The sequence below is a fragment of the Luteibacter sp. genome, from assembly GCF_009912395.1.
Lineage (GTDB): Bacteria > Pseudomonadota > Gammaproteobacteria > Xanthomonadales > Rhodanobacteraceae > Luteibacter.
Genome location: NZ_WNDO01000008.1, coordinates 55,316 through 79,433 on the forward strand (window position 1 = coordinate 55,316; position 24,118 = coordinate 79,433).

At 63.5% G+C, this 24,118-nt stretch carries 16 protein-coding genes and 1 riboswitch; of the genes, 10 read left to right on the plus strand and 6 right to left on the minus strand.

Translation table 11 applies throughout. The annotated features are described in order from the left end of the window. Positions 1-338: 338 nt before the first annotated feature. Entirely contained in the window at positions 339-3,161 is a 2,823-nt protein-coding gene (locus GAK28_RS09500; RefSeq protein ID WP_291777700.1) for a TonB-dependent receptor, read from the plus strand. A 54-nt stretch (positions 3,162-3,215) separates the two neighbouring features. Here GAK28_RS09500 and GAK28_RS09505 read toward each other — a convergent pair whose 3' ends face one another. Next, complete coding sequence (locus GAK28_RS09505; protein ID WP_291777703.1) at positions 3,216-5,114, minus strand: methyl-accepting chemotaxis protein; 1,899 nt, start codon at positions 5,112-5,114, stop codon at positions 3,216-3,218. A 144-nt stretch (positions 5,115-5,258) separates the two neighbouring features. Between GAK28_RS09505 and GAK28_RS09510 the strand changes: the two genes are divergently transcribed. The 3 genes from GAK28_RS09510 to GAK28_RS09520 all read left to right on the plus strand — a co-directional run bounded on the left by GAK28_RS09510 (position 5,259) and on the right by GAK28_RS09520 (position 8,303). Beyond that, positions 5,259-5,837 carry an isoprenylcysteine carboxylmethyltransferase family protein gene (locus GAK28_RS09510; RefSeq protein WP_291777706.1) on the plus strand — a complete coding sequence of 193 codons (579 nt, stop codon included), beginning with the start codon at positions 5,259-5,261 and terminating at the stop codon, positions 5,835-5,837. A 33-nt stretch (positions 5,838-5,870) separates the two neighbouring features. Beyond that, a complete protein-coding gene (locus GAK28_RS09515; RefSeq protein WP_291777709.1) occupies positions 5,871-7,346 on the plus strand; it encodes an alpha-L-fucosidase in 1,476 nt (491 codons plus the stop codon). Between the two features lie 243 nt (positions 7,347-7,589). Next, positions 7,590-8,303, plus strand: coding sequence for a FadR/GntR family transcriptional regulator (locus GAK28_RS09520; RefSeq protein WP_291777713.1), 714 nt, complete (start codon positions 7,590-7,592; stop codon positions 8,301-8,303). A 66-nt stretch (positions 8,304-8,369) separates the two neighbouring features. Here GAK28_RS09520 and GAK28_RS09525 read toward each other — a convergent pair whose 3' ends face one another. Together GAK28_RS09525 and GAK28_RS09530 are read right to left on the minus strand one after the other, a co-directional pair. Beyond that, the gene (locus GAK28_RS09525) at positions 8,370-9,572 is read right to left on the minus strand and encodes a glycoside hydrolase family 27 protein (RefSeq protein WP_291777715.1); all 1,203 of its coding nucleotides are present in this window, start codon (positions 9,570-9,572) and stop codon (positions 8,370-8,372) included. 61 nt (positions 9,573-9,633) lie between these two features. After that, positions 9,634-12,540, minus strand: coding sequence for a TonB-dependent receptor (locus GAK28_RS09530; protein WP_291777717.1), 2,907 nt, complete (start codon positions 12,538-12,540; stop codon positions 9,634-9,636). A 274-nt stretch (positions 12,541-12,814) separates the two neighbouring features. Next, positions 12,815-12,876, plus strand: a riboswitch (Fluoride riboswitch). A gap of 78 nt (positions 12,877-12,954) precedes the next feature. Here GAK28_RS09530 and GAK28_RS09535 point away from each other — a divergent pair. The 4 genes from GAK28_RS09535 (at position 12,955) to GAK28_RS09550 (ending at position 19,370) form a co-directional block, all read left to right on the plus strand. Beyond that, positions 12,955-14,271 carry a voltage-gated chloride channel family protein gene (locus GAK28_RS09535; protein WP_291777721.1) on the plus strand — a complete coding sequence of 439 codons (1,317 nt, stop codon included), beginning with the start codon at positions 12,955-12,957 and terminating at the stop codon, positions 14,269-14,271. Between the two features lie 118 nt (positions 14,272-14,389). Continuing rightward, positions 14,390-15,097: a response regulator gene (locus GAK28_RS09540; protein ID WP_291777724.1), complete on the plus strand. Its 708-nt coding sequence runs from the start codon at positions 14,390-14,392 to the stop codon at positions 15,095-15,097. After that, on the plus strand, positions 15,097-16,152 hold the full coding sequence (locus tag GAK28_RS09545; protein WP_291777727.1) for an ATP-binding protein: 1,056 nt from the start codon (positions 15,097-15,099) through the stop codon (positions 16,150-16,152). Before GAK28_RS09540 ends, GAK28_RS09545 begins: the two co-directional genes overlap by 1 nt. 182 nt (positions 16,153-16,334) lie before the next feature. Beyond that, on the plus strand, positions 16,335-19,370 hold the full coding sequence (locus GAK28_RS09550) for a TonB-dependent receptor (RefSeq protein WP_291777730.1): 3,036 nt from the start codon (positions 16,335-16,337) through the stop codon (positions 19,368-19,370). Positions 19,371-19,556: 186 nt separating this feature from the next. Here the strand turns inward: GAK28_RS09550 and GAK28_RS09555 are convergent, their stop codons facing one another. Together GAK28_RS09555 and GAK28_RS09560 are read right to left on the minus strand one after the other, a co-directional pair. Next, a complete protein-coding gene (locus GAK28_RS09555) occupies positions 19,557-20,798 on the minus strand; it encodes a phospholipase D-like domain-containing protein (protein WP_291777733.1) in 1,242 nt (413 codons plus the stop codon). Between the two features lie 80 nt (positions 20,799-20,878). Beyond that, a complete protein-coding gene (locus tag GAK28_RS09560; RefSeq protein ID WP_291777735.1) occupies positions 20,879-21,784 on the minus strand; it encodes an aromatic alcohol reductase in 906 nt (301 codons plus the stop codon). A gap of 105 nt (positions 21,785-21,889) precedes the next feature. Between GAK28_RS09560 and GAK28_RS09565 the strand changes: the two genes are divergently transcribed. After that, the gene (locus GAK28_RS09565; protein WP_291777739.1) at positions 21,890-22,276 is read left to right on the plus strand and encodes a helix-turn-helix domain-containing protein; all 387 of its coding nucleotides are present in this window, start codon (positions 21,890-21,892) and stop codon (positions 22,274-22,276) included. On the opposite strand, the gene GAK28_RS09570 is transcribed toward GAK28_RS09565, so the two are convergent. Continuing rightward, positions 22,277-23,134 (minus strand): LysR family transcriptional regulator, encoded by an 858-nt coding sequence (locus GAK28_RS09570; RefSeq protein WP_291777741.1) that lies wholly within the window; start codon positions 23,132-23,134, stop codon positions 22,277-22,279. Positions 23,135-23,261: 127 nt separating this feature from the next. Between GAK28_RS09570 and GAK28_RS09575 the strand changes: the two genes are divergently transcribed. Further along, positions 23,262-24,113, plus strand: a complete 852-nt coding sequence (locus GAK28_RS09575) for a methyltransferase (protein WP_291777744.1) — start codon at positions 23,262-23,264, stop codon at positions 24,111-24,113. Positions 24,114-24,118: the final 5 nt, after the last annotated feature.

Genomic DNA, 24,118 nt, shown 5'->3' on the forward strand with positions numbered 1-24,118 from the left:
GCATCGAACGCGGCGGGAAATGGGTGATATACGCAGGCAAGCGTTGCCTGCCCCGAATCGCGCTTTCACGAATCGTTATCATCGGTTATATGTTTAACGGAATTCATCATGGGCGTATGGACGTCCAAATGCATTCCTTGGCAACCTTTGATTCGATCCAATAACCCATGATTTCAGTGACTGTCCAGGACACCTACTGTCGCGCTGCCATCGGCTGCACCCGGTCCTGTTGACGCTTTACCTGCGCCCCACGCCCTCCCCGTAACACCCCACTTCCCACGATCGCACCCCGGACGCCCGTCGCCCGGCCGATCTGCCGCACCCAGGAAAAGCCATTCATGCCACGCCACACCCCGAGCGCATCCATGCATGCGTTGCGTCTCCATCGATCCGCCATCGCGCTGGCCATCGGCCTCGCGTTTTCATTTTCCGCCTGGGCGCAGACGAGCCCTTCCGTTGCCAGTACACAGCAGGATGATGCCGCGAAGACGGACAAGGACAAGCCAGCTGCCAAACAACTGGAGCAGGTGGTCGTCACGGGATCGCGCATTCCGCGATCCGAACTGGAAGGGCCGTCGCCTGTCACTGTTATCTCGTCGTCGGACATCGATGCGAGAGGCTATCGCAACGCCTACGACGCCATCTCGCAGTCGACGCAGAACACCGGCATCACCACCGGCCAGGATTTCGGTAGCACGTTTACACCGGCGGGTAACTTCGTCAGCCTCCGGGGACTGGGGCCGAACCATACGTTGATCCTCGTCAACGGCCATCGCCTCGCGGATTATCCGATTGCCTATGATGGCTCGGTAAATGCGGTGAACCTGGCGAACATCCCGTCGGAGTCGATCGAGCGTATCGAGATCACGAACGCGGGTGCCTCGGCGATTTACGGCTCCGATGCGATTGCCGGCGTGATCAATATCATCCTCAAGCAGCATTACGACGGTACGGATATCAATGTCCGGGCTGGCGGCACGCAAGGCGGTGGCGGTGCCAATCAACGCGTGCAGCTAACCCAGGGCATCAACGCAGGCAAGCTGACCGGCGTCGCGGGCCTGGAACTCAACCACGTGCAACCGCTGCTGTTCGGCGACCGCCATCTGAGCTCCTCATACATACGCGGTACCACCGACCCCACTACGTCCGTGCCGGCGGTGGTGTCCGTTCGTGACCCGGTGTCCGGTCGATACATCGCGCCTCCCGTAGGTGCGTGCTCGGGCCTATCCGATCTCATGGGTGGCAGCGTGGGTCTGGAGACCAGCAACAATCCCAAGCGTCGCGGCACCTACTGCGGCAGCGATCGCTACTACGATGCCGGAACACTCGGTGCAGGCAAGCGACAGGCGTCCGCCTTCTCGTCGCTTCAGTATGCGATCGACGACCATACGTCCCTCTATGGCGACTTCATCGCCGACGACTCGAAGGTGACCAGCACCCTGATCGGGCCACCCAGCTGGGTGTCGTCGACGGTGGCCGGACCGTTCTGGAATGCGAACCGAGGGCAGCTCGAAAGCTGGCAGCGGATGATCGCGCCGGATGAAGGCATCGGCGGGGCCGCGTATGACCGTACCTACCTGGAACGGTCATGGACGGCATCGCTTGGCGCGAAGGGCCGCTTCGGCGCGAGCGACTGGCAGTACGACGCCAATGTCACCTCATCGCACTACAGCAGCGACCAGACGCGGAATCGCCTGCTGAGCAACGTCGACGCCTTCTTCCTCGGGCCACAGATCGGGACGAGGACGGTAAGCGGCACCTCGTTCCCGGTCTACGCCCCGAACCTTTCGAGGCTATACGACCCGCTGTCCGCGCAGGATTATTCGTCGATCTCCGCGTCCAGCACGAGCAAGAACACCTCGTGGACGCAGTCGGCCAACTTCACGGTGAACGGTCCGCTGATCGCGTTGCCCCATGGTGATCTGAACATCGCGGCCGTGGCTGAGCTGGGGGACCAGGGCTACCGGAACACGCCGGATGCGCGGATCAACGACGGGTACTTCTTTGGCACGTCCAGCGCCGACGGTTCGCGAGGCACGCGCCGCAACCAGGCCGTCGGCATTGAATTCAACGCGCCGATCCTGGCGTCGCTGAACGTGTCCGGTGCCGCCCGTTACGATCGTTTCCACTTTGGCGGCAACGCGATCGGAAAGGCGACCTATAACCTGGGCCTGGAATATCGCCCGATCGATGGGCTGCTGTTGCGCGGCAACTACGCCACGAGCTTCCGCGCACCGGACATGAACTACATCTTCTCGACGCAGACGCTCGGGTACAGTCCGGGCCTGACGGATTACTACCTGTGCCGACAGACCGGCCAAGCCTACGGTCGCTGCGACCAGACGTTCAACATCAACTACAGCCAGAGCGGCAATCGCAAGCTGAAGCCGGAAGAAGCTCGCTCCTTTACCTATGGCGTGGTGTGGGCACCGTCGTCGAACATCGACTTCTCGGTCGATTATTACCATATCGCCATCACCGACGAGGTCACGAACCTCAGCACGGATCAGCTGCTGCGTACGGACGCGGACTGCCTTGAAGGCCAGACGCTGGCCGGCGCAGCGATCGATCCGCAATCGTCGCTGTGCCGTGACGCGCTCGCGCGAGTGCACAGGAATGCGCCGAATGCCCTGGTGAACCCCAACCAGGTGACGATCGTGGACGTCAATCCGATCAATGCCGCCAACGAGCATACGAGTGGCGTGGATGTGTCGGCGAATATTCGCTGGGGCGAACGCTTCGGTCGCTTCGCACTCAAGCTGGACTCCACGACGGTCCTCACCCACAAGTACAAGCAGTTCGCGACCGATCCCGGTCAGGACGACCTGAGCCTGAGCTACCAGAACGAATGGCGCAGCAAGGTCAGCGGTGCGCTGAACTGGCACCTGGACGACTGGTCGGCCACGATCAGTGGTATCCGCTACGGTCGGATTCCGCAGCAGGACCGAGGGGCGTACTGGCACTCCTATACGCTATTCAATACCAGCGTCGCCTACCAGGTGAACAAGCAGACCTCGGTATCCCTGATCGTCAATAACCTCACCAATCGCTTCCCGGTGGATCGTTCGCAAGGATGGCCGAACTATCCGTCCAGCACGTACGACATCTACGGGCGTCAGTGGTGGGTGGAGCTGGATTACCACTTCGGGCAGAAGTCGTAAGTCCGAACGAACGGGAGAGTCGGTCACCGACTCTCTCGTTCGTTCCGTGTTGGGTCACAGCCGGAAGGTGGAGACGACGTCGTCCAGCGTGTGAGCCTGATCCTCCATGGCCTTGGCCGCCGCGGCGGCTTCCTCGACCAGGGCGGCGTTCTGCTGGGTCATGTCGTCGAGCTGGGTCACGGTGCGGCTGACCTGGTCGATGCCCTGGCTCTGTTCCTGGCTGGCTGCCATGATCTCTTCCATATAGGACGCCACGCTGCCTACCTGGGTGGTGAGCTGGGTGATGGTGGTACCTGCACGGCCAACCAGTTCGGCGCCACGCGCCACGTCGTCCGTCGCACCAGCGATCAGCTGCTTGATGTCACGCGCGGCCCGCGCGGAACTCTGCGCCAGGTTGCGGACCTCGCCGGCGACGACGGCGAAGCCGCGACCTTGTTCGCCGGCACGCGCGGCTTCCACCGAGGCGTTCAGGGCAAGCAGGTTGGTCTGGAACGCGATGCCGTCGATGACGCTGACGATGTCGGTGATGCGGGCGGACGAATGGCTGATGGCGTCCATGGTCTGGATCACCTCGCTCACTTGTTCGCCACCGCGCTGGGCGGCGTGCGCGGCGGTGCGTGCCAGCTCGTTGGCCTGGCGGGCGTTGTCGGCGTTCTGGCGCACGGTGGCGGTCAGCTCTTCCATGGACGCGGCGGTCTCTTCCAGCGAGCTGGCCTGTTCCTCGGTGCGCTGCGACAGGTCGAGGTTGCCGCTGGCGATCTGCGTGGCGGCGGAGGAGATGGCGGTGGAGCTGGCCTGCACCTTGCGCAGCAGGTTCTGCAGGTGGGTCACGAAGGCATTGAAACTGTCGACCACGGCGTTGTATTCGCTGCCGCTACCCGGAGGCAGGCGGCGGGTCAGGTCGGCCTCGCCCGAGTTCAGCACGTCGATGTTCGTCTTCAGCGTGGCGAGCTGCTTCATGAGCATGCGCAGGCCCACAAGCAACGCGACGATAAGCAGCAAGGCCAGCGGAAGCTGCACAAGGGCCAGCTTGCCCAGGATGCGCGTGCTCTGCTGGGTGATCAGCGCCGTGGGCAGGCTGGTGGCGAGCACCCAGGGCGTGCCCTCGATACGCTTGAGGAACAGCGTGCGCCCTTCGCCGTCCGCATAGTCTTGCTCGACCGGGCCATCCTTCAAGTGGGGCATCGCGGCCACGATCTGGGCGACCATCGGCGAGGTGCCGGACAGCTCGGCGAGCTTCTTCAGCACGATGTCGTCCTTGATGTAGCTGCTGTTGCTGACGATGGTGCCGTTCGGCTCGACGATGAGGATCTGGCCGCCCACCTTCTTTTCCATATCGGCGACCAGGCGATTGAAGAAGCCCAGCGTCACGTCGATGGTCGAAACACCGAAGGCCTCGTTGCCCTTGTAGATGGTCATCGCGCAATTTGTGCGCGGCTGGGCGCTGGCGGCGTCCTTGTACGCATCCGCCCAGAAGCATTGGCCGCGTGGAGCCTTCAGGCCGTTCTGGAACCAGGGTTGCTCCCAGTATTTCAGGGCGGTGGGTTCGTTCCAGTGCGTGTTCACCACGAGCGCGTTGGAGGCATCGCGGGCGAAGAAGGTGCTGTCGCGCTCCTTGGCGGCATCGCGCTTGAAGGGCAGGGGCCAGATGCCGCCGCCGAACACGTCCGGGTCACCGTACTGGTCGACCAGGCCGGGTTGCAGGCGGTCGATGGACGGGCTGTCCATGAGTGCCACGGTTTGCGTGATGCTGCGCTGCTGCGCCTCCACGCGGTGCAGCTTCTCCAGGATCACCTGGGCGATCCCGTCGACATCGTGGGTCACCAGTTGCGCCTCGGAACGACGCAGGTCGGGCGTGATGAACAGCCGGATCACCACGACGGTGACGGCCACGAGCAAGGCGACGTAGGCGACCAGCAGGGCGGTCGAGCGGGATTGGGTAGACTTGAACACGCCGGAAGGCCTGGAAGGATGACGATACGTTATCGGCTGTTTCGGAGGCTTCTGTAGGCGCTATGCGTCGCCTAAAAACGAAGTGATATCAATGGTATAGGTGGTCAAGAACGACTTTTCAGTCTCAGCCAACGGAGATACTCCATGGAATTGCCGATCGCACCCGTCATCGCGGCCGCCTGGATCGTCTTCGGCCTGTACTGGTGGTGGGGTTGGTTGCGGGTCAAGCGAGCCGCGCGCAGCGAACCCTTGCTGCCTCGTCTTCTCAAGTACTGGCTGCCCCTGGCCATCGCCGTGGCATTCATCGGTCCCGAACGCTGGTTCCATGGAAGCTGGCTCGGGGAGCGCATGTATCCGGCCAGCACGATCATCGCCGTCGTGGGCGTGCTGCTGACCGTATCGGGCGTCGCCTTCGCCTGTTGGGCCAGATACGTCCTGGGGCGCAACTGGAGTTCGGTCGTGCAGGTCAAGCAGGACCACGAGTTGATCCAGTCGGGCCCCTACCGCTGGGTGCGCCATCCGATCTATACCGGCCTGCTGCTTGCCTTTCTCGGTACCGCCGTGGCCATTGGCGAATGGCGTGGCCCCCTTTGCGTTGTCATCGTCGCGGTGTCGTTCTGGTTCAAGCTCCGGTTGGAAGAGCGATGGATGCGCGACAACTTCGGCGCCACGTACGAGCAATACATGCGTCGAACGAAGGCATTGATTCCCGGCCTGCTGTAGTGCATGTTTTTGTATTCAGCGTTGGGGGCATCGATGAACAGGCGAGATTTTGCGAAGGCATTGGCGCTCGCGGGTGCCGTGGGTGGTGGGCTATGGCCGATGAAGCATGCCTTCGCCCAGGCGCCGACGCTGCACAAGGGCGTCGCGGTAGACCCGGCGAAGCTGCGTGACCTGCAGCAGGCCTTCCTCGACCTTCGCTTCGGCATGTTCATCCACCTCAACATGGCGACCTTCGAGGAGCGCGAGTGGGGCGATCCGACGTTGTCGCCAATGCTGTTCAATCCCCGGCACCTGGACCCCACGCAATGGGCGAAGGCGGCGAAGTCCGCAGGCATGGGGTATGCCTGCCTGACCACGAAGCATCACGACGGTTTCTGCCTCTGGCCGACGAAGACCGGCAGCGCGAACGTCATGCAGTCGTCGTACCCGCACGACGTGGTGCGCGCCTATGTCGACGCCTTCCGGAAGGCAGGGCTCAAGGTCTGTTTGTATTTTTCGATCCTCGACCTGCGCCAGGACATTCGCGCGCGCACGGTCACGCTGGAGAAGGTAGCGCTGATCAAGGCGCAGATTACCGAATTGCTGACGAGCTACGGCCCGTTGACCGCGCTCATCCTCGATGGCTGGAATGCCTCGTGGTCGCGGATCTCCTACGCTGAACTGCCTTATCGTGAAATCTACGACGTGGTGAAGTCGTTGCAGCCGGATTGCCTGTTGACCGACCACAATGCGGGAAGCTATCCCGGTCCGGCGCTGTACTACACGGACATCAAGCAGTACGAGCAGCACGCGGGCCAGAAGATCCCTCCCGGCAGCCCCGTGCCCTCGCAATCGGGCACCACGCTGCAAAGCGACTGGTTCTGGAAGACCTCCTACCCGACATCGGAGCTGGCTTCCGCGAGCACCATCGTCGAGGACTGGCTGAAGCCTTTCAACCAGAATCACTGCAACCTCATTCTCAACGTCGCGCCCAATCGCGATGGTCGTTTCGACGACAACGCCGTGGCCCGGCTGGCAGAGATCGGTCGCCTGTGGAAGCCGGAGGGCAGCGTGGCGACCATCGATCGCCAGGTGACCATCACCACGCCGAACCTCGCGGCAGGTCGCCCCGCATGGGCCAGCGCGAGCGACGAGGCCGTCGGCCCGGATCTGGCCTTTGACGACAATCCGCGCACGTTCTGGCTGGCCGACCGTGGCAAGGACGAGGCCTGGGTCGAAGTGCGTTTCGATGCGCCCGTGGTGTTCAACACGGTGTCCGTGGTGGAGCCGTTGCATGAGGATGGCTACGGCGACACGAGCCGCATCGCGGCATACAAGGTGCAGGCGTGGCGCGACGGTGCCTGGACGGATATCGCCAGCGGTGGCACGCCATCCGCTTACCAGTTCCACGAGTTGCCCCCGACCCGCGCCCAGCGCGTGCGTATCTGGATGCGGGGCCGCCAGCCGGGTCTGAGCGAGCTTGGTCTCTATGACGAGCCGCGATCGGGCTCCCCGATCGCGCATGCCTGACGAAAGGCCGGCGCCTCGTCTATTGGGGTGATATCGCGAAAACCTGAACTGTAGGAGCGCGCTTGCGCGCGATCCTACAACCCATAGCGGGACTATTGGACGAAAATAGCGGGCTCTTTCCGTTTGTGCGCGATTTGATACAATTTTCCGCGTACGATGGGTTTGTATGACAAATGCCACGCGCCGAGATGCAAGGATTCGACGGTCCCGTTGCCGGGTGGGTACCCAAAGGAAACCGAGCGGATGGTGAAATTCGCAGTCGTCCGTAATCTGCACCGCCAGGTCGTACAGGAGCTGGGGCGACGGATCATCAGCGGGGAATGGGGCGCGGGCCAGTATCTTCCCCGTGAAGACGCGCTTGCCGAAAGCATGAACGTCAGCCGCACGGCCCTCCGTGAAGCCATGAAGGTGCTCTCCGCCAAGGGCCTGATCGAATCACGACAGCGCTCCGGCACACGCGTGCGCGAGGAAATCCACTGGAACCAGCTGGATTCCGACGTGCTGGCGTGGCGATGCGAGTCCATGCCCACGGAAAGCTTCATCGAGAAGCTCGTGGAGATGCGCGAGGTGATCGAGCCGTCCGCGGCCGCCGCTGCCGCGCGTCGTCGCAGCGACGAGCAACTGCTCGCCATCGAGGCCGCCTACGAGGGCATGGCCGCCGCCGACGACCTGGATGCCTGGGCGGAAGCCGATCTCGCGTTCCACCATGCGGTGCTGGCCGCCACCAACAACGAGCTGATGGCGTCGCTGTTCTCGGTGATCGAGACCGCACTCGGCACATACTTCGTGCTGTCGGCGCGCAATGCCGGCAACTTCAAGAACGCGCTTCCGCAGCACTACAAGGTCTATGAGGCCATACGTCGACGCCACCCCGAGGTGGCGCGGGAGGCCATGAGCAAGATGGTGTCCGATTCGCGCAACAACATCCGCAAGCAGCGGGCAGTCGGCAAGCGCTGAGCTGCGCCGGGATTTCCATGCGTTAAAAAGGGGGAGGGCGACCTCCCCCTTTTTCGTGTCACCCAATCACTGGCTGATGCGATACATCACGGTGGCATGCGGTTCAAGCTTCGTCTTGATCGAGCCGTCGCCCTTGGTGTCCGTATGGGTCCACAGGTCGCGCAGGGTGTAGCTGCCGCCGGTCTTCAGGCCGATTTCCTTCGGTGTGACGGTGACGTCCTTCGCCGCGTTGCCTTCGTTGAAGACCGCCACGGCGTGACCACCGTCCTTGAGCGGCTTGACGATGACATGGATGCCGCCTGCATCGCGCACCTGCTTGCCCTGGACGCCCAGCGGATCCTGGTCGATCGCGATGACGTCCTTATTCAGCAGGATCTGCAGGGCTTCCGGCTTGATCGTGCGCAGGTCGGTGCCGATAAGCAGCGGCGAGGCCATGATCGCCCACAGGCTGAAGTGGCTGCGGTACTCGACATCGGTCATGCCGCCGTTACCCACCTCAAGCATGTCGGGGTCATTCCAGTGCCCGAGGCTGGCGTAGCGATCCAGCACCACGTTCTGCTTGAAGATCTTCAGCATGGACGCGTAGGTATCGGTGATGTCTCCCGTGGTGCGCCAGGACTGCGCGTCCACCGGCGCCTTGCCGGCCCACAGCCAGGGCTTGTTCTCGCCCCATTCGCAGACGCTGAAGAAGATCGGGCGTCCTGTGGCACGCAACGCGTCGGCCATGTCCTTGTAGCGCTTCTTCGCGTCGATCTTCTGGTTGTTGCAGTTGTCGTACTTCAGGTAGTCGACATGCCAGGAGGCGAACGTGGCGGCGTCGTCCTTCTCGTGCCCCAGGCCACCGGGAAATCCGCGGTTTTCCTGCAACGGCTCGCAGGTCGACGTACCGGCGCTGGAGTAGAGGCCGAACTTCAGTCCGCGCTGGTGAATGTAGTCGGCCAGCGCGGCGATGCCGCTGGGGAAGCGCTTGGGGTTGGGCGTCAGGTGGCCGTCCTTGTCGCGCTGCCAGTTGGCCCAGCAGTCATCCACGTTGACGTACTGGTAGCCCGCGTCCTTCAGGCCCAGGCTGATGAACTTATCGGCGATGCCGCGGATCATGCCTTCATCGAACTCGTCGCGGCAGTGCGTGGAGTTCCAGTTGTTGAAGCCCATCTGGGGCAACTGGGGCGTGGCCTCGTCGGCCTGGACCGGCGTGGTGGCAATGGCCAGGGCACACATGAGCGTGCCGAAACCCGTGGCGCGCAGGAGGCTTGCAATGGAACCGTTCATCGATGATCCCCGATTCGGTGGAAGAGGGTACATAGTGCCGTCGTCGTCATGGTGCTTCCCATCAGAAGGTGCCGCGGACGCCGACGGTATACACGGTGCCGTCCGCTTCGGCATACAGGAAGCGGTTGCGATACACCGAGTAGTCGTACAGGTGCTCGTGGGTCAGGTTGGTGCCCGATACGAACAGCGACAGGTGCTTGTTGAAGGCGTAGCTGGCGCTCAGGTCGACCTGGCCGTACGAGGTACGGGTGGCCGGCTGCGCACCCGCGCCATAGGAGATGTTTTCCAGGTAGGAGCCTCGCCAGTTGTAGGCCACGCGGACCTGCACGGGGCCCTTCTCGTAGTACGCGCTCAGGTTGGCCGAGTTGCCGATGCCGGGCACGGCGAACTTGCCGGACGTGGCGATCACGCCGGGGCTGAGCGACGTGCTGCTGGACACATGCGTGTAGTTGAACGCCATGCCGAGGCCATCGAACGGATCCGGCAGGACATTCTTGAACTGGTAGTTGAAGGTCAGTTCTTCGCCGTAGATGTTCGACGAGTTCAGGTTGACGGGCTGGGTGAGCGTCCAGATGAACGGCTTGCCGGTGTTCTGGTCGGTCAGGAACGGGAAGGGCGTGCTGACCAGGGTGCTGAAGTTGCTGACTTTCTTGTAGAAGCCTTCGAGGGCGAGGTAGCTGGCGTCGTCGATGTACCACTCCAGGCCCATATCGAAGTTGCGCGACGTGTACGGCTGAAGGTTCGGGTTGCCCTGCGAGATGGTCAGCGAGTTCGGGCGCGTGCCGAAGCCCTTGTTGTAGTAAAGGTTGCTCAGCTCGGGCGGGGTCAGCGACTTCGACACCGAGGCGCGGTACACCAGGTTGTCTAGCAGGTTCAGCTTGAAGTTCACCGACGGTAGCCACTTGTGGTATCCGCCGTTGGCCGACTGCGGCGCCAGCGGGCCATACGTTACCTGGCCGTTACTGGTGTCGCTCGGATCGACGTAGTAACTGACGGGCGGCTGGTTGATCGCCGTGGAGGTGGAGGTCACGTTGAGGTAGCGGACGCCGATGTCCAGCGCCCAGGGCTTGTCCCACATCGTGCCTTCGAGCATCGCCTTGGCGAAGAACGACTTCTCCTTCTCGCCCACCTTGTTGTAGCTGCCGGGATTGGGCGCGGCGTCGAGCGTGCCGCCGTTGCCGGCCAGGCCCGCGAGCAGGGCGTTGCGCTTGTCCGCGGGCAGCTGGTTATAGGCGGCCGGTGATGCGAGCCAGGCGAGATAGGCGCGCGGATCGTACTGGATCCACTGCGACGGCAGGCCGGGCGAGGAAACGCCCGAGATCTTCTTCGGCGCGTTGTAGATGTATGCGCCGACGGCATCCGGCGGCACGGTGATGTTGTAGCCGCAATAGGCGTTGCAGAGGATGCCGTTCGGCGTGCCCCAGCTGACCGACTTGACCGACTGGTCGTTGTACTGGCCGCCGAATTCCAGTCGGGTGAGGGTGCCGTCGTGGAAGCTCTTGTCGAACTTGATCTGATACTGGTTGACCTTGTTGGTCACGTTGTTGCCCGAACCGGCGTTGCAGCAATGCGCCTTCAGGTTGTTCGGGTCGGTCGACGACAGGATGTTGCTGTAGCTTGGCGGCTGGTTGTCGCCACCGTTGGTCCAGGTGGGGTTGGTGCCGAAGTTCTTGGCGCCGATCACGAGGAAGTAGCCGTTGGGGCTTTGCTTGTTCCAGGCCTTGGAGCTGGAGATATCCAGGCTGATCTTGGTGTCCGGGTCGACGTCGAAGCCGAGGTTCAGGCCGTTCTGGTAGCTCTTCTCGTAGCTGGGAATGAACGACATGACATAGTCATTCGCCATGACGTTCGGGCCGGACCCATTGCGCGTGAAGCTGAGCGCGGTGTTGTTGGCGTCCGTGGTGATCGAGTTGATGTCGGCGGTGTTGCCGTACTGGCCGAACTCATGCTCCAGCGAATCGACCTTGTAGCTGGAGAACAAGGTATCGAACTGCACCGTCAGCTGGTCGATGGGCTTCCAGTCGACCGCGCCGCTGAAGCCCTTGCGGGTGCGGGTTTCGTCGAGGACGTTGCTGGCCAGGGTCTCCGGCACCGCCACGTTCGTGTAGTTAGGGTTGCTCAGGTTGGACAGCTTGGAGATGTCCTGGTTGGCGTACCAGGAGTTCGCCTGCGTGTTGAGCTGGGTGTCCTTGCGCTTGTAGTAGGTGGCCGAGGCCATCCAGCCGAAGGTATGGTCGGCATTGGTCCAGCCGAGCAGGCCGGAGGCTTTCGGCGTGGTCTTGCCTTGCCAGTCGCCGGTGAGGTTGCTGTTGACGCCCGCGGCGCTCCACGCGCCATGGTAGCCACTGAAATCCAGCGGGCGAGCCGTCTGGATGTCGACGACGCCACCAATGTCGACCTCGGTGATGTCCGCCGACGAGGTCTTGTGGACCTGGGCGACACTGATGATTTCCGACGGGAGCACGTCGAAGTTGAAGGCGCGCGAGCCGGAGGCCGTCGCCATCTTGCGACCGTTGACGGTCACGGCGACGAACTCCGGACCAAAGCCGCGCACGGCGATCTGGCTGGATTCACCGCCGCTACGGTTCACCGATACGCCCGGTACGCGCTGTAGCGCGTCGGCCACGTTGGGATCGGGGAACTTGCCAGCTTCCTCGGCGGAAATCGAGTCGACGACGTTGACCGAGTCCTGCTTGATCGCCTGGGCACGCTGAAGCGCGGCGAGCTGGCCGGTGACGGCGACGCCCCCCAGCTCGGTGACCTTCTTTTCGTCCGTCTGGTCCGTCGCACCCTTCTTTTTCGGATCGGGAGAGGTGGTCTTGCCCGCGGGCGTGGCGGACTGCGCGTCGTTTGTCGGCGCAGGCGTGGCGGCTTGCGCATAGGCGTGCGCGCCATAGCCGGCCGTGCAGGCCATACCCATCGTCATCAAAGCCTTGCGCAGCGCCAAGGCCATTTTCGTTTGTTGCATGACTACCTTCCCATCTCGGTGGAATACGCGTCAGACATGCATACGGCCCTACCGTCCAGTACTCACCGTCGATCGTTACGTCTGTAACGATCGACGGTGTCGACATCGATGTCGCCCCTTGTCCCCGACGGAAACTGCCGTCTGCCCCATTTGTAGTATTTTAAGATAATACCCAGGAGGCGCACTCTCACAAGCTGCGATGCAGCATGGGCGCGGCGGCGGGTGCGCGTCGGTCAGGCGACGCCTTTACCGGCATATGGATGGCCCATTAAACTGTCGGCACGGAGATGGCATGCCTCCGCGAACCGCCCTCGGGCTGATGATGCCTACGTATCCTGGAGCTTCCGGGGCGTAGGCTTTTGCGCCATGCGTACCGGTTTCCAGGTGTTTCCACGACACAACCTGGATAGTCGCATGCAACGTTTTCGTTCCCTTGAGCAATGGGAGCTGCTTCCCTACATGGGCAAGTGGCTGCTCATCGCGTCGGTCGCCGCCACGCTTGCCGGCACCGCTTCCGCACTCTTCCTCATGGCACTGGAGTGGGCCACGGCCACCCGCGAGGCAAGCTCATGGCTGATAGTCCTCCTTCCCCTGGCGGGCTTCGCGGTGGGCTGGGTCTACCACCGCACGGGCAAGCCGGTGGAGGGTGGCAACAACCTCATCATCGACGAGATACACGACCCGCGTAAGGTCATTCCACGGCGCATGCTGCCGTTGGTGTTCGTCGGCACGGTCGTTTCCCATCTTTTTGGCGCGTCGGTCGGACGCGAGGGCACGGCGGTGCAGATGGGCGCGGCGCTGGCGGATCGCCTGACGCCCTTGTTCCGGCTTCGTCCGGAGGATCGCCGGATGCTCCTGATGGTGGGCATGAGCGGCGGTTTTGCGGCGGTGTTCGGCACGCCGCTGGCGGGGGCCTTGTTCGGACTCGAGGTGCTGGCCATCGGACGGATGCGTTACGACGCGTTGTTTCCCTGTGTCATCGCCGCGATCGTGGCGGACCGGGTCTGCGCCGCGTGGGGTGTGCATCACACAGCCTATGTCGTCGACCGGGTGTCTGTGCTGACGATGACGTCCGCGCTCTGCGTCATGCTGGCAGGCATCGTGTTCGGCCTGGCCGGCCTGATCTTCGCGACCGCCACACACTGGCTCGGCGCGAGGATGAAACGGTGGATTCCCTATGCGCCCTTGCGTCCGTTAGTGGGCGGCGCGGTCATCGCACTGTCGGTCTTCGTGCTGCATACCTATCGTTATATAGGCCTCGGCATCCCGACCATCGTCGAGGCGTTCGCCCATCCCCTGGCACCCTGGGATTTCGCCGGCAAGTTCGCCTACACGGTCGCGTCGCTGGCGTCTGGCTTCAAGGGAGGCGAGGTCACGCCGCTGTTCTATATCGGGGCGACGCTGGGTAATGCATTGGCGCCATGGCTACACCTGCCGGTGGCGATGCTCGCCGGGCTGGGATTCGTGGCGGTGTTCGCGGGGGCGGCCAACGTGCCCCTGGCCTGTACGGTCATGGCCATCGAGCTGTTCGGGCCCGCCATCGCGCCATTCGCTGCCATCGCCTGCGTGGTCAGCTACATGTGTTCCGGCCATGCCGGCATCTACCACGCCCAGCGGCTGGGGCGCGCGAAGCATGTCAGGCACCTTCCCGAAGATCTCCGACTGGGCGAGATGCGGGCGTATCGTAAGGAGGGCGACAAAAGAAATGTGAACGGCCAGGCAGCGGACTAGGCATCCGCAAGGACTTTCATGGAGCCAATATGGAGGTTCGGTGGAGGTTGTGTCGAGCGCTCGACATCGCAAAAACATGTGATAAAACGGCCACTTCGTATTGTCGGGTACGTAGTGGATGAGCAGGGTCCGTAGCGAGCGTGTCGTACTGATCGCGGAGGATCAGCCTGAGATAGCGGACATCCTCAAATCGTACCTGGAGCGGGAAGGGTACCGGGTGATCGTGGCGAGCGACGGTTTCCAGGCTATCGACCTGCATGGTCGCTTCAAGCCCGATCTGATCCTCCTCGATGTGCTCATGCCCAACATGAGTGGCTGGGAGGTGCTGACCGAGATCCGGCGCCGTGGCGATACGCCGGTGATCATGGTGACCGCCCGTGACGACAATTCCGACAAGATATCGGCCTTGCGCATCGGTGCGGACGACTACGTCACCAAGCCGTTCGATCCCGGCGAGGCCGTGGCCCGCGTGGGCGCGGTGCTTCGCCGCGCGCATCCGGAGGCGGGTCAGGCCACCGTTTTACGCATCGGTGGCGTGGAGATCGACGAGGACCAGCACGCGATCTACGTGCTCGATGGCGAGTCGCGGCAGTTCATCGTGACCACCGCGACCGAGTTCCGCCTGCTTGCACGCATGGCACGATCGCCCATGCGCGTCTTCACCCGTTCCGAATTGCTGGCGTCCTGCCTGCCGGAAGGCGACGCGATGGAGCGCACGGTGGACAGCCACCTGAGCAAGCTGCGCAAGAAGCTGGAGGACGCGGGCGTGCAGGGCGTGCCACATAGCGTACGAGGCGTGGGCTACCGCATCGCGGCGATGCCCTGATGCGGAGGAAGACGCTCGCGCGGCAGATGATGCTTTACGCGATCGTTCTCGTGGTGATCACCGTCATCATGACCTTCGTGGTCACCTATGTCGTCTATGTTTACCTGATCGACCCCAACCAGATTCCCGACGACGACGATGCCTTCATTACCAGTGCCGACCTGATCTGGATGGGGCTGGCGATCCTCGTGGGTATCGTCGTGGCCACGCCGACGGCGCTCGGGCTGGCCCGGCGCATCGTCCGTCCGCTGGATACCCTCGCCACCGCCATCCGCGCGGCGGCAAGGGGCGACCTGGGTGCGCGCGCGGCGGTGGAATCGGATGCCTTCGGCGAGACCTATGGCCTGCTTGAGGACTACAACCACCTGATCGCGCGCCTGCAAAAGACCTCCGCCGAGAAGGTCGAATGGAACGCCGCCATCGCGCATGAGCTGCGTACGCCCGTGGCGATCCTGCGTGGCCGACTCAAGGGCCTGGCGGAAGGCGTGTTCGTTCCGTCGGAAGACCTGTTCCACAACCTGCTGCACCACGTGGAAGGCCTATCGCGCCTGATCGAGGATCTTCGCGCGCTGAGCCTCTCCGAGAGCGGACACCTGCACTTGCAGAAGACGGATGTCCGGCTCGATATCGAGTTGCGTAAGGTACTGCGCTTCATCGAGCCCAGCCAGAAGAACCACCGGCTCGTACTCAACATGGCGCCTGTGGTGGCGCATTGCGATCCGATGCGTATTCGCCAGGCCGTGCTCGCCATCCTCGACAATGCGAGTCGATATGCCGTGCACGGCGTGATCCGCGTGGTGCTTGCCGATACGGCATCGGGTGTGACGGTATGTATTGAGGATACCGGCCCGGGTATTCCGCCGGAATTTCGAAACCAGGTCTTCGATGCGTTCAGCCGTCGCGAGGCCTCGCGTTCACGCAGCAGCGGTGGCAGCGGCCTGGGGCTCGCGGTCGTCAAAACGATCGCCGTCGCCCACCAGGGTACGGTCGCCTGCGAACCCAGCGAACTGGGTGGCACGCGTTTCCGCATCGTGCTTCCCGCCAGGCAAGCCTGAACGTCGCGCTCCATCTTCGCTCCATGCGCGTTCCACCGTCCCTTGAAGTTGCCCTTCTAGCATCGACTCGTTCGGCGCCTGTCACGTTGGCGTCATAACGAACGGTCCGTCCGAACGCTTTTACCGATCGGCAGCGCATGCGTCGTCGCCGGGGGCATTGTCATTATTTAAAGGGGAGTAGCATGGCAGTAGGTATGAGGTCGCGGGGAGCGACTCGCATTTCCCGTTCCCTGCTTCACATGGCCGTGGCGACGGCGTTGGGCCTTCCTTCCACCGCGGTGTTCGCGCAGGCGACCACCGGCACCATCTTCGGCCAGGCGCCGGGCATGGCCGGCGCGACCATCCGCTTGCAGAACGCCAACGGCCTGTCGCGCGACATTGCAGTCGATGCGCAGGGGCGTTATGCCGCGGTCCAGTTGCCGGTGGGTCAATACAGCGTGTCGCTGATTCGCGACGGCAAGGTGGTGGATACGCGCGACAACATCGGCGTGGTCGTGGGACGAGGCGTGGACGTATCGTTTGCCACTGCGGGTGCGTCGGCCACCGCCGCGCAGAATCTCGATAGCGTGACGGTCTCCGCGAGCGCGTTGCCGGCGATCGACGTCAGCAGTGTCGACGCACGCACGGTCGTCACCGCGCAGGAACTGGCCAAGTATCCGCTGGGCCGCACGGCGGAAGCGGTGGCGATGCTCGCCCCCGGCGTCGTGCTCGGCTCGGGATTCTTCCAGGGGCCGACCCGCGCCTCGCTGGTGTCGTTCAGTGGTTCGGCGGTGACCGAGAACGCCTATTACATCAACGGCTTCAATACCACCGACCCGGTGTCCGGCTTCGGCGGCATCACGCTGCCCTACAACACGATCGACCAGCAGGAAGTGCTGACCGGTGGCTACAGTGCGGCCTTCGGCCGTTCCGACGGCGGCGTGCTGAACCAGGTCGGCAAGCGTGGCGGCAACGAATGGCATTTTGGCGCGCAGCAATTGTGGACGCCGCGGTCGCTGAAGGGCGACCAGCAGAACACCTACTTCCGCTATGGTCCCGACGCAGGAAAGATCTACCGCAACCTCGAAGACAGCAAGTCGTGGACCACCACGACCAGCGCCTACGTGTCCGGTCCGCTGGTCAAGGACAGGTTGTTCTTCTTCGCGGCCGGTGAGTACGAGCGCACCGAGGGCAACAGCCTCGGTCCGGTGAATCTCGCCTACAACACCAAGACGCGCTACAAGGACCCCCGCTTCTACGGCAAGATCGACTGGAACATCGCCGACAACCATTCCCTGGAAGCCACGTACGCATCCAGTTCGGACAGCTACGCCGGCAACCAGTACGTGTACGACTACCGCACGGGTTATACGGGCGGCTACAACAGCGGCGATACATCGAAGAAGAACACCGGCCGCCTGGGCGTGCTGAAGTACACGGGCTACATCACCGACAACCTTACGGTGACGGCGCTCTACGGCAAGCTGTGGTCGACGTACTACACCGCCATTCCAGGCTACGACCCGAGCTTGCCGTACATCTATCAGCCCGAGCAGCAGAATCCCGCGTTCGGTGGCAACATCTCCAATCGCCAGACGACCGACCGCATTCCCGATGCCGGTCACAAGTCGCATAACAACAACCTTCGCCTGGACGTGTCGTACCGTCTTGGCGATCACACCATCACGGCCGGTATCGACAACCAGAACGTCCGCGACCTCAACGACGGCGAGACCACGGCGGGCCCAGGTTACGCATGGCGCTATGAGCAGGTGAATCCAGGCAAGCCCATCCTCGACAACGGCACCGCCTTCGTCGACGCGCCGGGCGGGTATGCCAATGGCGCGGGTGGCTACATCGTGTCGCGGCGCATCTATCGCACGGCGGCGTCGGTACGCGTCAAGCAGCGTGCGCAGTACATCGAGGATGCGTGGCAGGTCAACGATCGCCTGCTGTTGAAGATCGGCCTTCGCAACGATCAGTTCACCAACTACAACCCCGAAGGCGTGGCCTATCTGCGACTCACCAAGCCGCAATGGGCACCGCGACTCGGCGCAAGCTGGGACGTCTTTGGCGATTCGTCGACCAAGATCTTCGCGAATGTCGGCCGCTACTACCTCGCGATGCCCGCCAGCGTGGCCCTGCGTTCTGCGGGTGCCTCGTTGTTCACCGACGAATACTTCACCTATTCGGGCATTGATGCCCAAGGCATTCCGCAGGGCTTGAAGCCCATACGCTCGTCCACGGGCGGCGCGGTATCCGGCAACCTCGAATACGGCCAGGCCCGCGATCCGAACACCGCCGCGCCGAAGAACCTGAAGTCGCAGTTCCAGGACGAAGCGATCCTCGGCTTCCAGCAGCAGTTGGGCCCGGAATGGGTGCTGGGTGCGAAGCTGACGTGGCGCAAGCTGCGCAACGCCATCGACGACGTGTCCGATTCCGATGCGATCTACCGGAAGGCGATCGCGTTGGGCTATCCGGTGGTCAAGTCCAACGTGAAGGGCAGCTACCTGTTCAATCCGGGACGCAGCAATACGTTCCGGATCTCCGACGGGGCAGGCGGTTACTACGACGTGCCGGTGACCAATGCGGACTTCGGCTTCCCCAGGCTCAAGCGCAAGTACTACGGGCTGGACCTGAGCCTGGAGCATCCGTTCGACGGCAAGTGGCAGGCCAAGGTGCTGTATACCTTCAGCCGCAGCTACGGTAATACCGAAGGCCAGGTGAAGTCCGATATCGGTCAGTCGGATGTTTCGGCGACCCAGGACTGGGATTACGCCTCGCTGATGAGCTACTCGAACGGCGCGCAGTCAAACGATCGCAAGCACGTGCTCAAGGCCTTCGGCTCATACCAGATCACGCCGGAGTTCATGGTCGGCGCCAACATCGTGCTGGCCTCGGGCGCGCCGCGTAGCTGCCTGGGCTACTACGGTCCGGGCGAGACCTCACCAGCCTATTCGAGCCCCGCGTATCACTGGTGCGGTGGCGAGCCCTCGCCGCCGGGAACGTATCGTTATCCGTGGCAGAAGACGGTCAGCATCAACGCCGAGTATCGCCCGGCGTTCGCGGATCACAAGCTGGCGTTCAATGCCACGGTCTACAACGTGTTCAACGATACGCCGGTGACGTCGGCCTATCCGTATTACGGGGCAAAGGCGAATCCGCGTCCGCGCTACAATACGCCGCTTTACCGGGCCACGCCGCGATATGTGCGCCTGGGCGTGTCGTACGACTTCTGAGGTTTCCCTTCGAAAAAAGCGATGCAACGACATCGCCCATCACGGCGTTTCGCTTCATGTGCCGATCGCCAGTCTCTCCGCCCGAGTCCTCCCACTCGGGCGTTTTTTTGCTTCTTGTAGGAGCGCGCTTGCGCGCGATGGGTGCTTGCGTCATCCCCCATCGCGCGCAAGCGCGCTCCTACAACCTCAGTGTGCTGCGGGTTTGAAGGCGGCGAGTGGCTTGACGTACGGGCCGTCCCAATCCGCATCGAAGATGCGTCCCAGCGTGCGGGACTGCGGACCGTGGATGAAAATCGACGCGTCCACCGTGCTCTCGAAGTAGCTCCAGCTCCAGTTACCCGTGCCCACGAAGCCCGACTCGTCGTCGACGAGCGCGTACTTGGCGTGTTCCACACGTGCGTACGGGATGGGGCCGGACGACGCCTGCGGCACGACGGAGTAGCGCACTTCGATGCCCGGCAGGGCGGCGAGGCTTTGCAGGTAGGCGAGGTCGTGCCCGCGCAACGCCCAATCCGCCACGATGATCTGTACCTTGACGTCGCGTGCGGAGGCGTTGCGGATGGCGAGGTCGAGGGTGCCCCAGTAGCCCTTGGGACCGAAATCCTTGAAGGCGGACATCGTCATCACCTGGATGCGGATCCGCGTCTTCGCCTGGTCGAGCAAATGGGCGAGGGTGGGCGCTTCCGGTGTCAGCCAGGCGGGCTGCATGGCGGCGGGGCTGAACGCCGGGAAGAAGGTGGAGGCCTCGCCATCCTTGCCGGCGATGGTCACGGGCGACAGCGCGGTCACCGGGTCGAAGGACGGCGGTGGCACGAGCGGCGAGGTCATGCGCGCATCGGCCGGCGTCTCGGCCAGGTGCCACAGGTGGTCGAACTCGGCACGGAAGGTCTTGCCGATGCGCGTATCGACGATGCGCACACCCACCTCGTGGATATGCTGGATCGCACGCCAGTCCCAGTTCTGGCTGCCTACGAAGACATCGCCGTCGTCGACTTCCATGAACTTCACGTGCAGCACGCCGCCCGTGATGTCCTTGACCGGCATCTGGCGGATCGTGATGCCGGGCAGCCCGGTGAGCGCGTCGATCCAGGGCTGGCTTTCGTGCATGAAGCTGCTGTCCACCAGCAGGTTCACCTTGACGCCTTTCTTCGCCTGCGCCACCAGCGCATCCACGATGGGCGACAGCGCATGACCCGGCGGATTGGTTATGTAGAAGGCCGCGATGTCGATGTGATCCTTCGCGCCGCGAATCATCGACAGCCAGGTCGGCGCGGTGCGCGCCGTGTCGGGCAGGCCGTAGCTGGTTTCTTCGGGAACGCTCTCGACCCACTCGAACCGGCTTTGCGAAGCGGCCTGGGCCAGCGTTGGAAGCAGCCCGAGGACCGCGGTGGCGAGGAGAGCGAGCGGGTAGGACGCGATGGAGCGCATTCGCAGAAGACCAGTGGGGAGGTGTTATAGGGTAACACCCGTAGGAGCGCGCTTGCGCGCGATCGCGCGCAAGCGCGCTCCTACGACAGCCATCCCGCAAGATCTTTCACGGGGATGCCTTGTCGTGCATTGAACGTAGCCTCCTTGTCCCACGCCACCCCGGTGTCGCGCGCAAAGGCGAGGTGATACCGGCGCATCTTGTCCTCCGGATGCGTCGTCACGGCCTTGCGCAGCTCATCGATGGGCCACAGGACGCGCTCCACCTTGCGGTCGAGGCGGGCCTCTACGTAGTCCGCCAGCCGGGCGTACGAGAAGGTATCGCCGGCGACGAAGACCACCTGGTCGTCGATGCGTGGCACATGGGCCAGGATCACGGCCGTCAGCCGGCCAATGTCCTCCGGCGTGGTGACGGTCAGGCGATGGCCCCAGTCACCCAGCGCATGCACCCGGGCGTGTTCCAGATCCACCACCCCGAAGGCCGGTTCGAAGAGAAAGCTGGTGAACATCCCCGTGGAGACGATCACCCAGTGGGTACGCGACTGGGCCCGCAGCATCTCGCGAACGTCGATCTGTTCGTCGAAGATGCCCTGGTCGCTACCGCGCCCGATCACGTCGTAGTCGACGCCGAACTGCCAGGGAACATACCGATCCACGCCGGCTTCCAGCACCGCGGCGGTGATTCTGCGTTGCGTGCCGGGGCCGCCAACAAAGCCCGTGCAGCAGATGACGGTCGCGTAGCCGGAGAACAGCCGGGCGAGATCCGCGACGGAATGGTGGGCGAGATCGGCACGCACGACACCGACACCCATCGGCTGAAACACGCCGGGTCGCGGATCGGGCGCCTGCGTGTCGAGGGGGCGGAGCAGGACATCGATTTTGCCCGACGTCGTGGTCCGCCGGTCGACCAATGCGTGGAGCATGGCGATGCCCAGCTCCCCTGCACCGATGACGAGGGTGGCGTCGTTTCTGGATTCGTTATGCTGCATATGCGTCGGCTCGTGAGTGGAAACCTGGCATAAGCTGAGGCGTCGCATCCATGCGGACAAGAAGGCACACCAGTGATACCGGACGAGATTCCTTTCGAAGAGGTCATGGCGCGATCGCAGGCTGCCTGCGATGCGTTGAGCGACGAGGACGACGGCTTGAAGCGCGAAGTGCTCGCGCATGCCGGCAACCGCTGGTCGCTGGGCATCGTGCACGAGCTGGGCGTGGCGGGCACATTGCGCCACGCGGAACTCGCGCGACGTCTCGACGGCGTGACCCAGCGGATGCTCACGCGATCGCTGCGCCAACTGGAGCGCGATGGGCTGATCATGCGACACGACCATAAGGAGGTGCCGCCGCGCGTCGATTACACGCTGACCGCGCTGGGCCGTGGATTGCTGGTCGGGATGCTGCCGTTGTGGACGTGGGTGATCGACAACGCGGAAGAGTTCCGGGTGGCACGCCGTCGCTTCGACGAAGGTGGCGCGCCCTGATCAGTCCGTCTTCGACAGGCTCCTGAACGCCGTCGCGAGTGTCTTCAGCGCTTGCCGCGAGCGGCCATCGTGCAAGGCGGAGTAAAGCACGGCCTGTTGCGCGGGAAGTGCGGGCAACGACAGCGATTCGCCGATATCGACGGTACCCGACGGGGCGGCGCGCTTCGCCAGCACGGCCACCGCCAGTCCGACGGCGGCCGCAGCGCCAACGATGGCGGCTCCCTTGCCGATGAAGACCTCCGTCCAGGAGATCCCCGCGTCGTTCAGCGCACGCACGGCGGCGGCGCGGATGCTGCACGTCTCGCCTTGCGTGGACAACGGAATGGGGTGACCCGGGCGAGGCTCCCAGTGGGCGGCGGCGATCCAGGCGAATGATTCCTGGAACAGCACCTCGCCGTTGTGCTTGCGGTCCGCCGGTTGCAGGACGAGGGCGGCGTCGAGCACGCCATCCTCGTAGGCTTTCAGCACCTCGACCGACCCCGCCGAGCGAAGCTCGATGACGAGGTTGGGATCGTGCTCGTTCATCCAGCGCAGCAACCCGGGCAGTTCCGCGCCGACCAGCTGATGGCTGATGCCGATCACCAGTCGCCGTCGTTTCGTGTCGAACGCGCTGACCGCCCGTTTGTGCGCACCGACCAGTTCGCGCGCCGCTTCGATGAACGCGGCGCCTTCGGCTGAAAGGCGGACCTGGCGCGGGGTACGTTCGAGGAGTCGTTTGCCCAGTTGATCTTCGAGGCGACGCAGCTTGAGGCTGATCGCCGACTGGGTGCTGTCCAGGGCTTCCGCAGCGCGCGTGAAGCTCTGGAACTGCACGATGAGCACGAAGGCCTTCACGGCGTCGAGGTCGAGGGATTTCATGGCCCTATCATTTCAAATGTAAATGGCTGAAATAAGCATCTACGCGTATTCGAAATCTATGTTAGCGCGCTAGCCTTCGTCACGAATCGACCGCGTTGCCCACCCCCCTTGCTGGCGAGGATGTCCCATGAATCGTTTTCCCTGGATCCGCGTGATGTGCGGTCTGGCGCTGCCTTTTGGCTCCATCTGTGTCGCGATGGCCGGTTCGACGTTCGATCGTGCCGTGGAACGTGCGGATCGCGTGGCCGGAATGACACCGGATATGAAACCGCCGACCTATGTCACTGCCGCCGTCAGCGATGGCGCGCGACCAGCGACGGACAGCCAGCGCGATACCGACCGTAAGCCGGCGGCGTTGCTTGCCTTTGCCGGGGTGAAGCCGGGCGACAAGGTCGCCGATGTCATGCCGGGAGGCGGTTACTTCACCTGGCTTTTCAGCAAGGTCGTGGGTGCGCAAGGTCACGTCTACGCCATCGTGCCCGAGAGTATCGCGAAGGCACGGCCGCAGGCCCTGGACGCGCTCAAGGCGATCGCCGCCGATCCTTCCTTCGCCAACGTGGGCGTCGAAACCGCTCCCTACGACATGATCGCCGCGCCGTCGTCGCTCGACGTGGTGTGGACCTCGCAGAACTACCATGACGTGTATGGCGCGGTGAGCGTGTTCGCGGTGAGCGGCCATACCGGTGTCGAGGAGGCGGCCGCGCTCGATTCGGCTGCGTTCAAGGCGCTCAAGCCGGGTGGTGCCTACGTGGTGGTGGATCACGTGGCCAAGGCCGGCGCGACGGCACAGGACGCCAGTACGCTGCATCGGATCGATCCGGCGACGGTAATAGCCCAGGCGCAGGCTGCCGGGTTCGTGCTGGAGGCGCGCAGCGATGTGCTGGCAAACCCCCAGGATCCGCACGACAAGTCCGTTTTCGCCCCGGAGATCAAGGGGCATACGGACAAGTTCGCCCTGCGCTTCCGCAAGCCGCGCTGATCGCC

Excerpts from the sequence above, each read along its gene's own strand:
- GAK28_RS09500 (WP_291777700.1), top strand. The coding sequence starts at position 339 with ATGCCACGCCACACCCCGAGCGCATCCATGCATGCGTTGCGTCTCCAT.
- GAK28_RS09510 (WP_291777706.1), top strand. The coding sequence starts at position 5,259 with ATGGAATTGCCGATCGCACCCGTCATCGCGGCCGCCTGGATCGTCTTC.
- GAK28_RS09515 (WP_291777709.1), top strand. The coding sequence starts at position 5,871 with ATGAACAGGCGAGATTTTGCGAAGGCATTGGCGCTCGCGGGTGCCGTG.
- GAK28_RS09520 (WP_291777713.1), top strand. The coding sequence starts at position 7,590 with ATGGTGAAATTCGCAGTCGTCCGTAATCTGCACCGCCAGGTCGTACAG.
- GAK28_RS09525 (WP_291777715.1), bottom strand. The coding sequence starts at position 9,572 with ATGAACGGTTCCATTGCAAGCCTCCTGCGCGCCACGGGTTTCGGCACG.
- GAK28_RS09530 (WP_291777717.1), bottom strand. The coding sequence starts at position 12,540 with ATGCAACAAACGAAAATGGCCTTGGCGCTGCGCAAGGCTTTGATGACG.
- GAK28_RS09535 (WP_291777721.1), top strand. The coding sequence starts at position 12,955 with ATGCAACGTTTTCGTTCCCTTGAGCAATGGGAGCTGCTTCCCTACATG.
- GAK28_RS09540 (WP_291777724.1), top strand. The coding sequence starts at position 14,390 with ATGAGCAGGGTCCGTAGCGAGCGTGTCGTACTGATCGCGGAGGATCAG.
- GAK28_RS09545 (WP_291777727.1), top strand. The coding sequence starts at position 15,097 with ATGCGGAGGAAGACGCTCGCGCGGCAGATGATGCTTTACGCGATCGTT.
- GAK28_RS09550 (WP_291777730.1), top strand. The coding sequence starts at position 16,335 with ATGGCAGTAGGTATGAGGTCGCGGGGAGCGACTCGCATTTCCCGTTCC.
- GAK28_RS09555 (WP_291777733.1), bottom strand. The coding sequence starts at position 20,798 with ATGCGCTCCATCGCGTCCTACCCGCTCGCTCTCCTCGCCACCGCGGTC.
- GAK28_RS09560 (WP_291777735.1), bottom strand. The coding sequence starts at position 21,784 with ATGCAGCATAACGAATCCAGAAACGACGCCACCCTCGTCATCGGTGCA.
- GAK28_RS09565 (WP_291777739.1), top strand. The coding sequence starts at position 21,890 with ATGGCGCGATCGCAGGCTGCCTGCGATGCGTTGAGCGACGAGGACGAC.
- GAK28_RS09570 (WP_291777741.1), bottom strand. The coding sequence starts at position 23,134 with ATGAAATCCCTCGACCTCGACGCCGTGAAGGCCTTCGTGCTCATCGTG.
- GAK28_RS09575 (WP_291777744.1), top strand. The coding sequence starts at position 23,262 with ATGAATCGTTTTCCCTGGATCCGCGTGATGTGCGGTCTGGCGCTGCCT.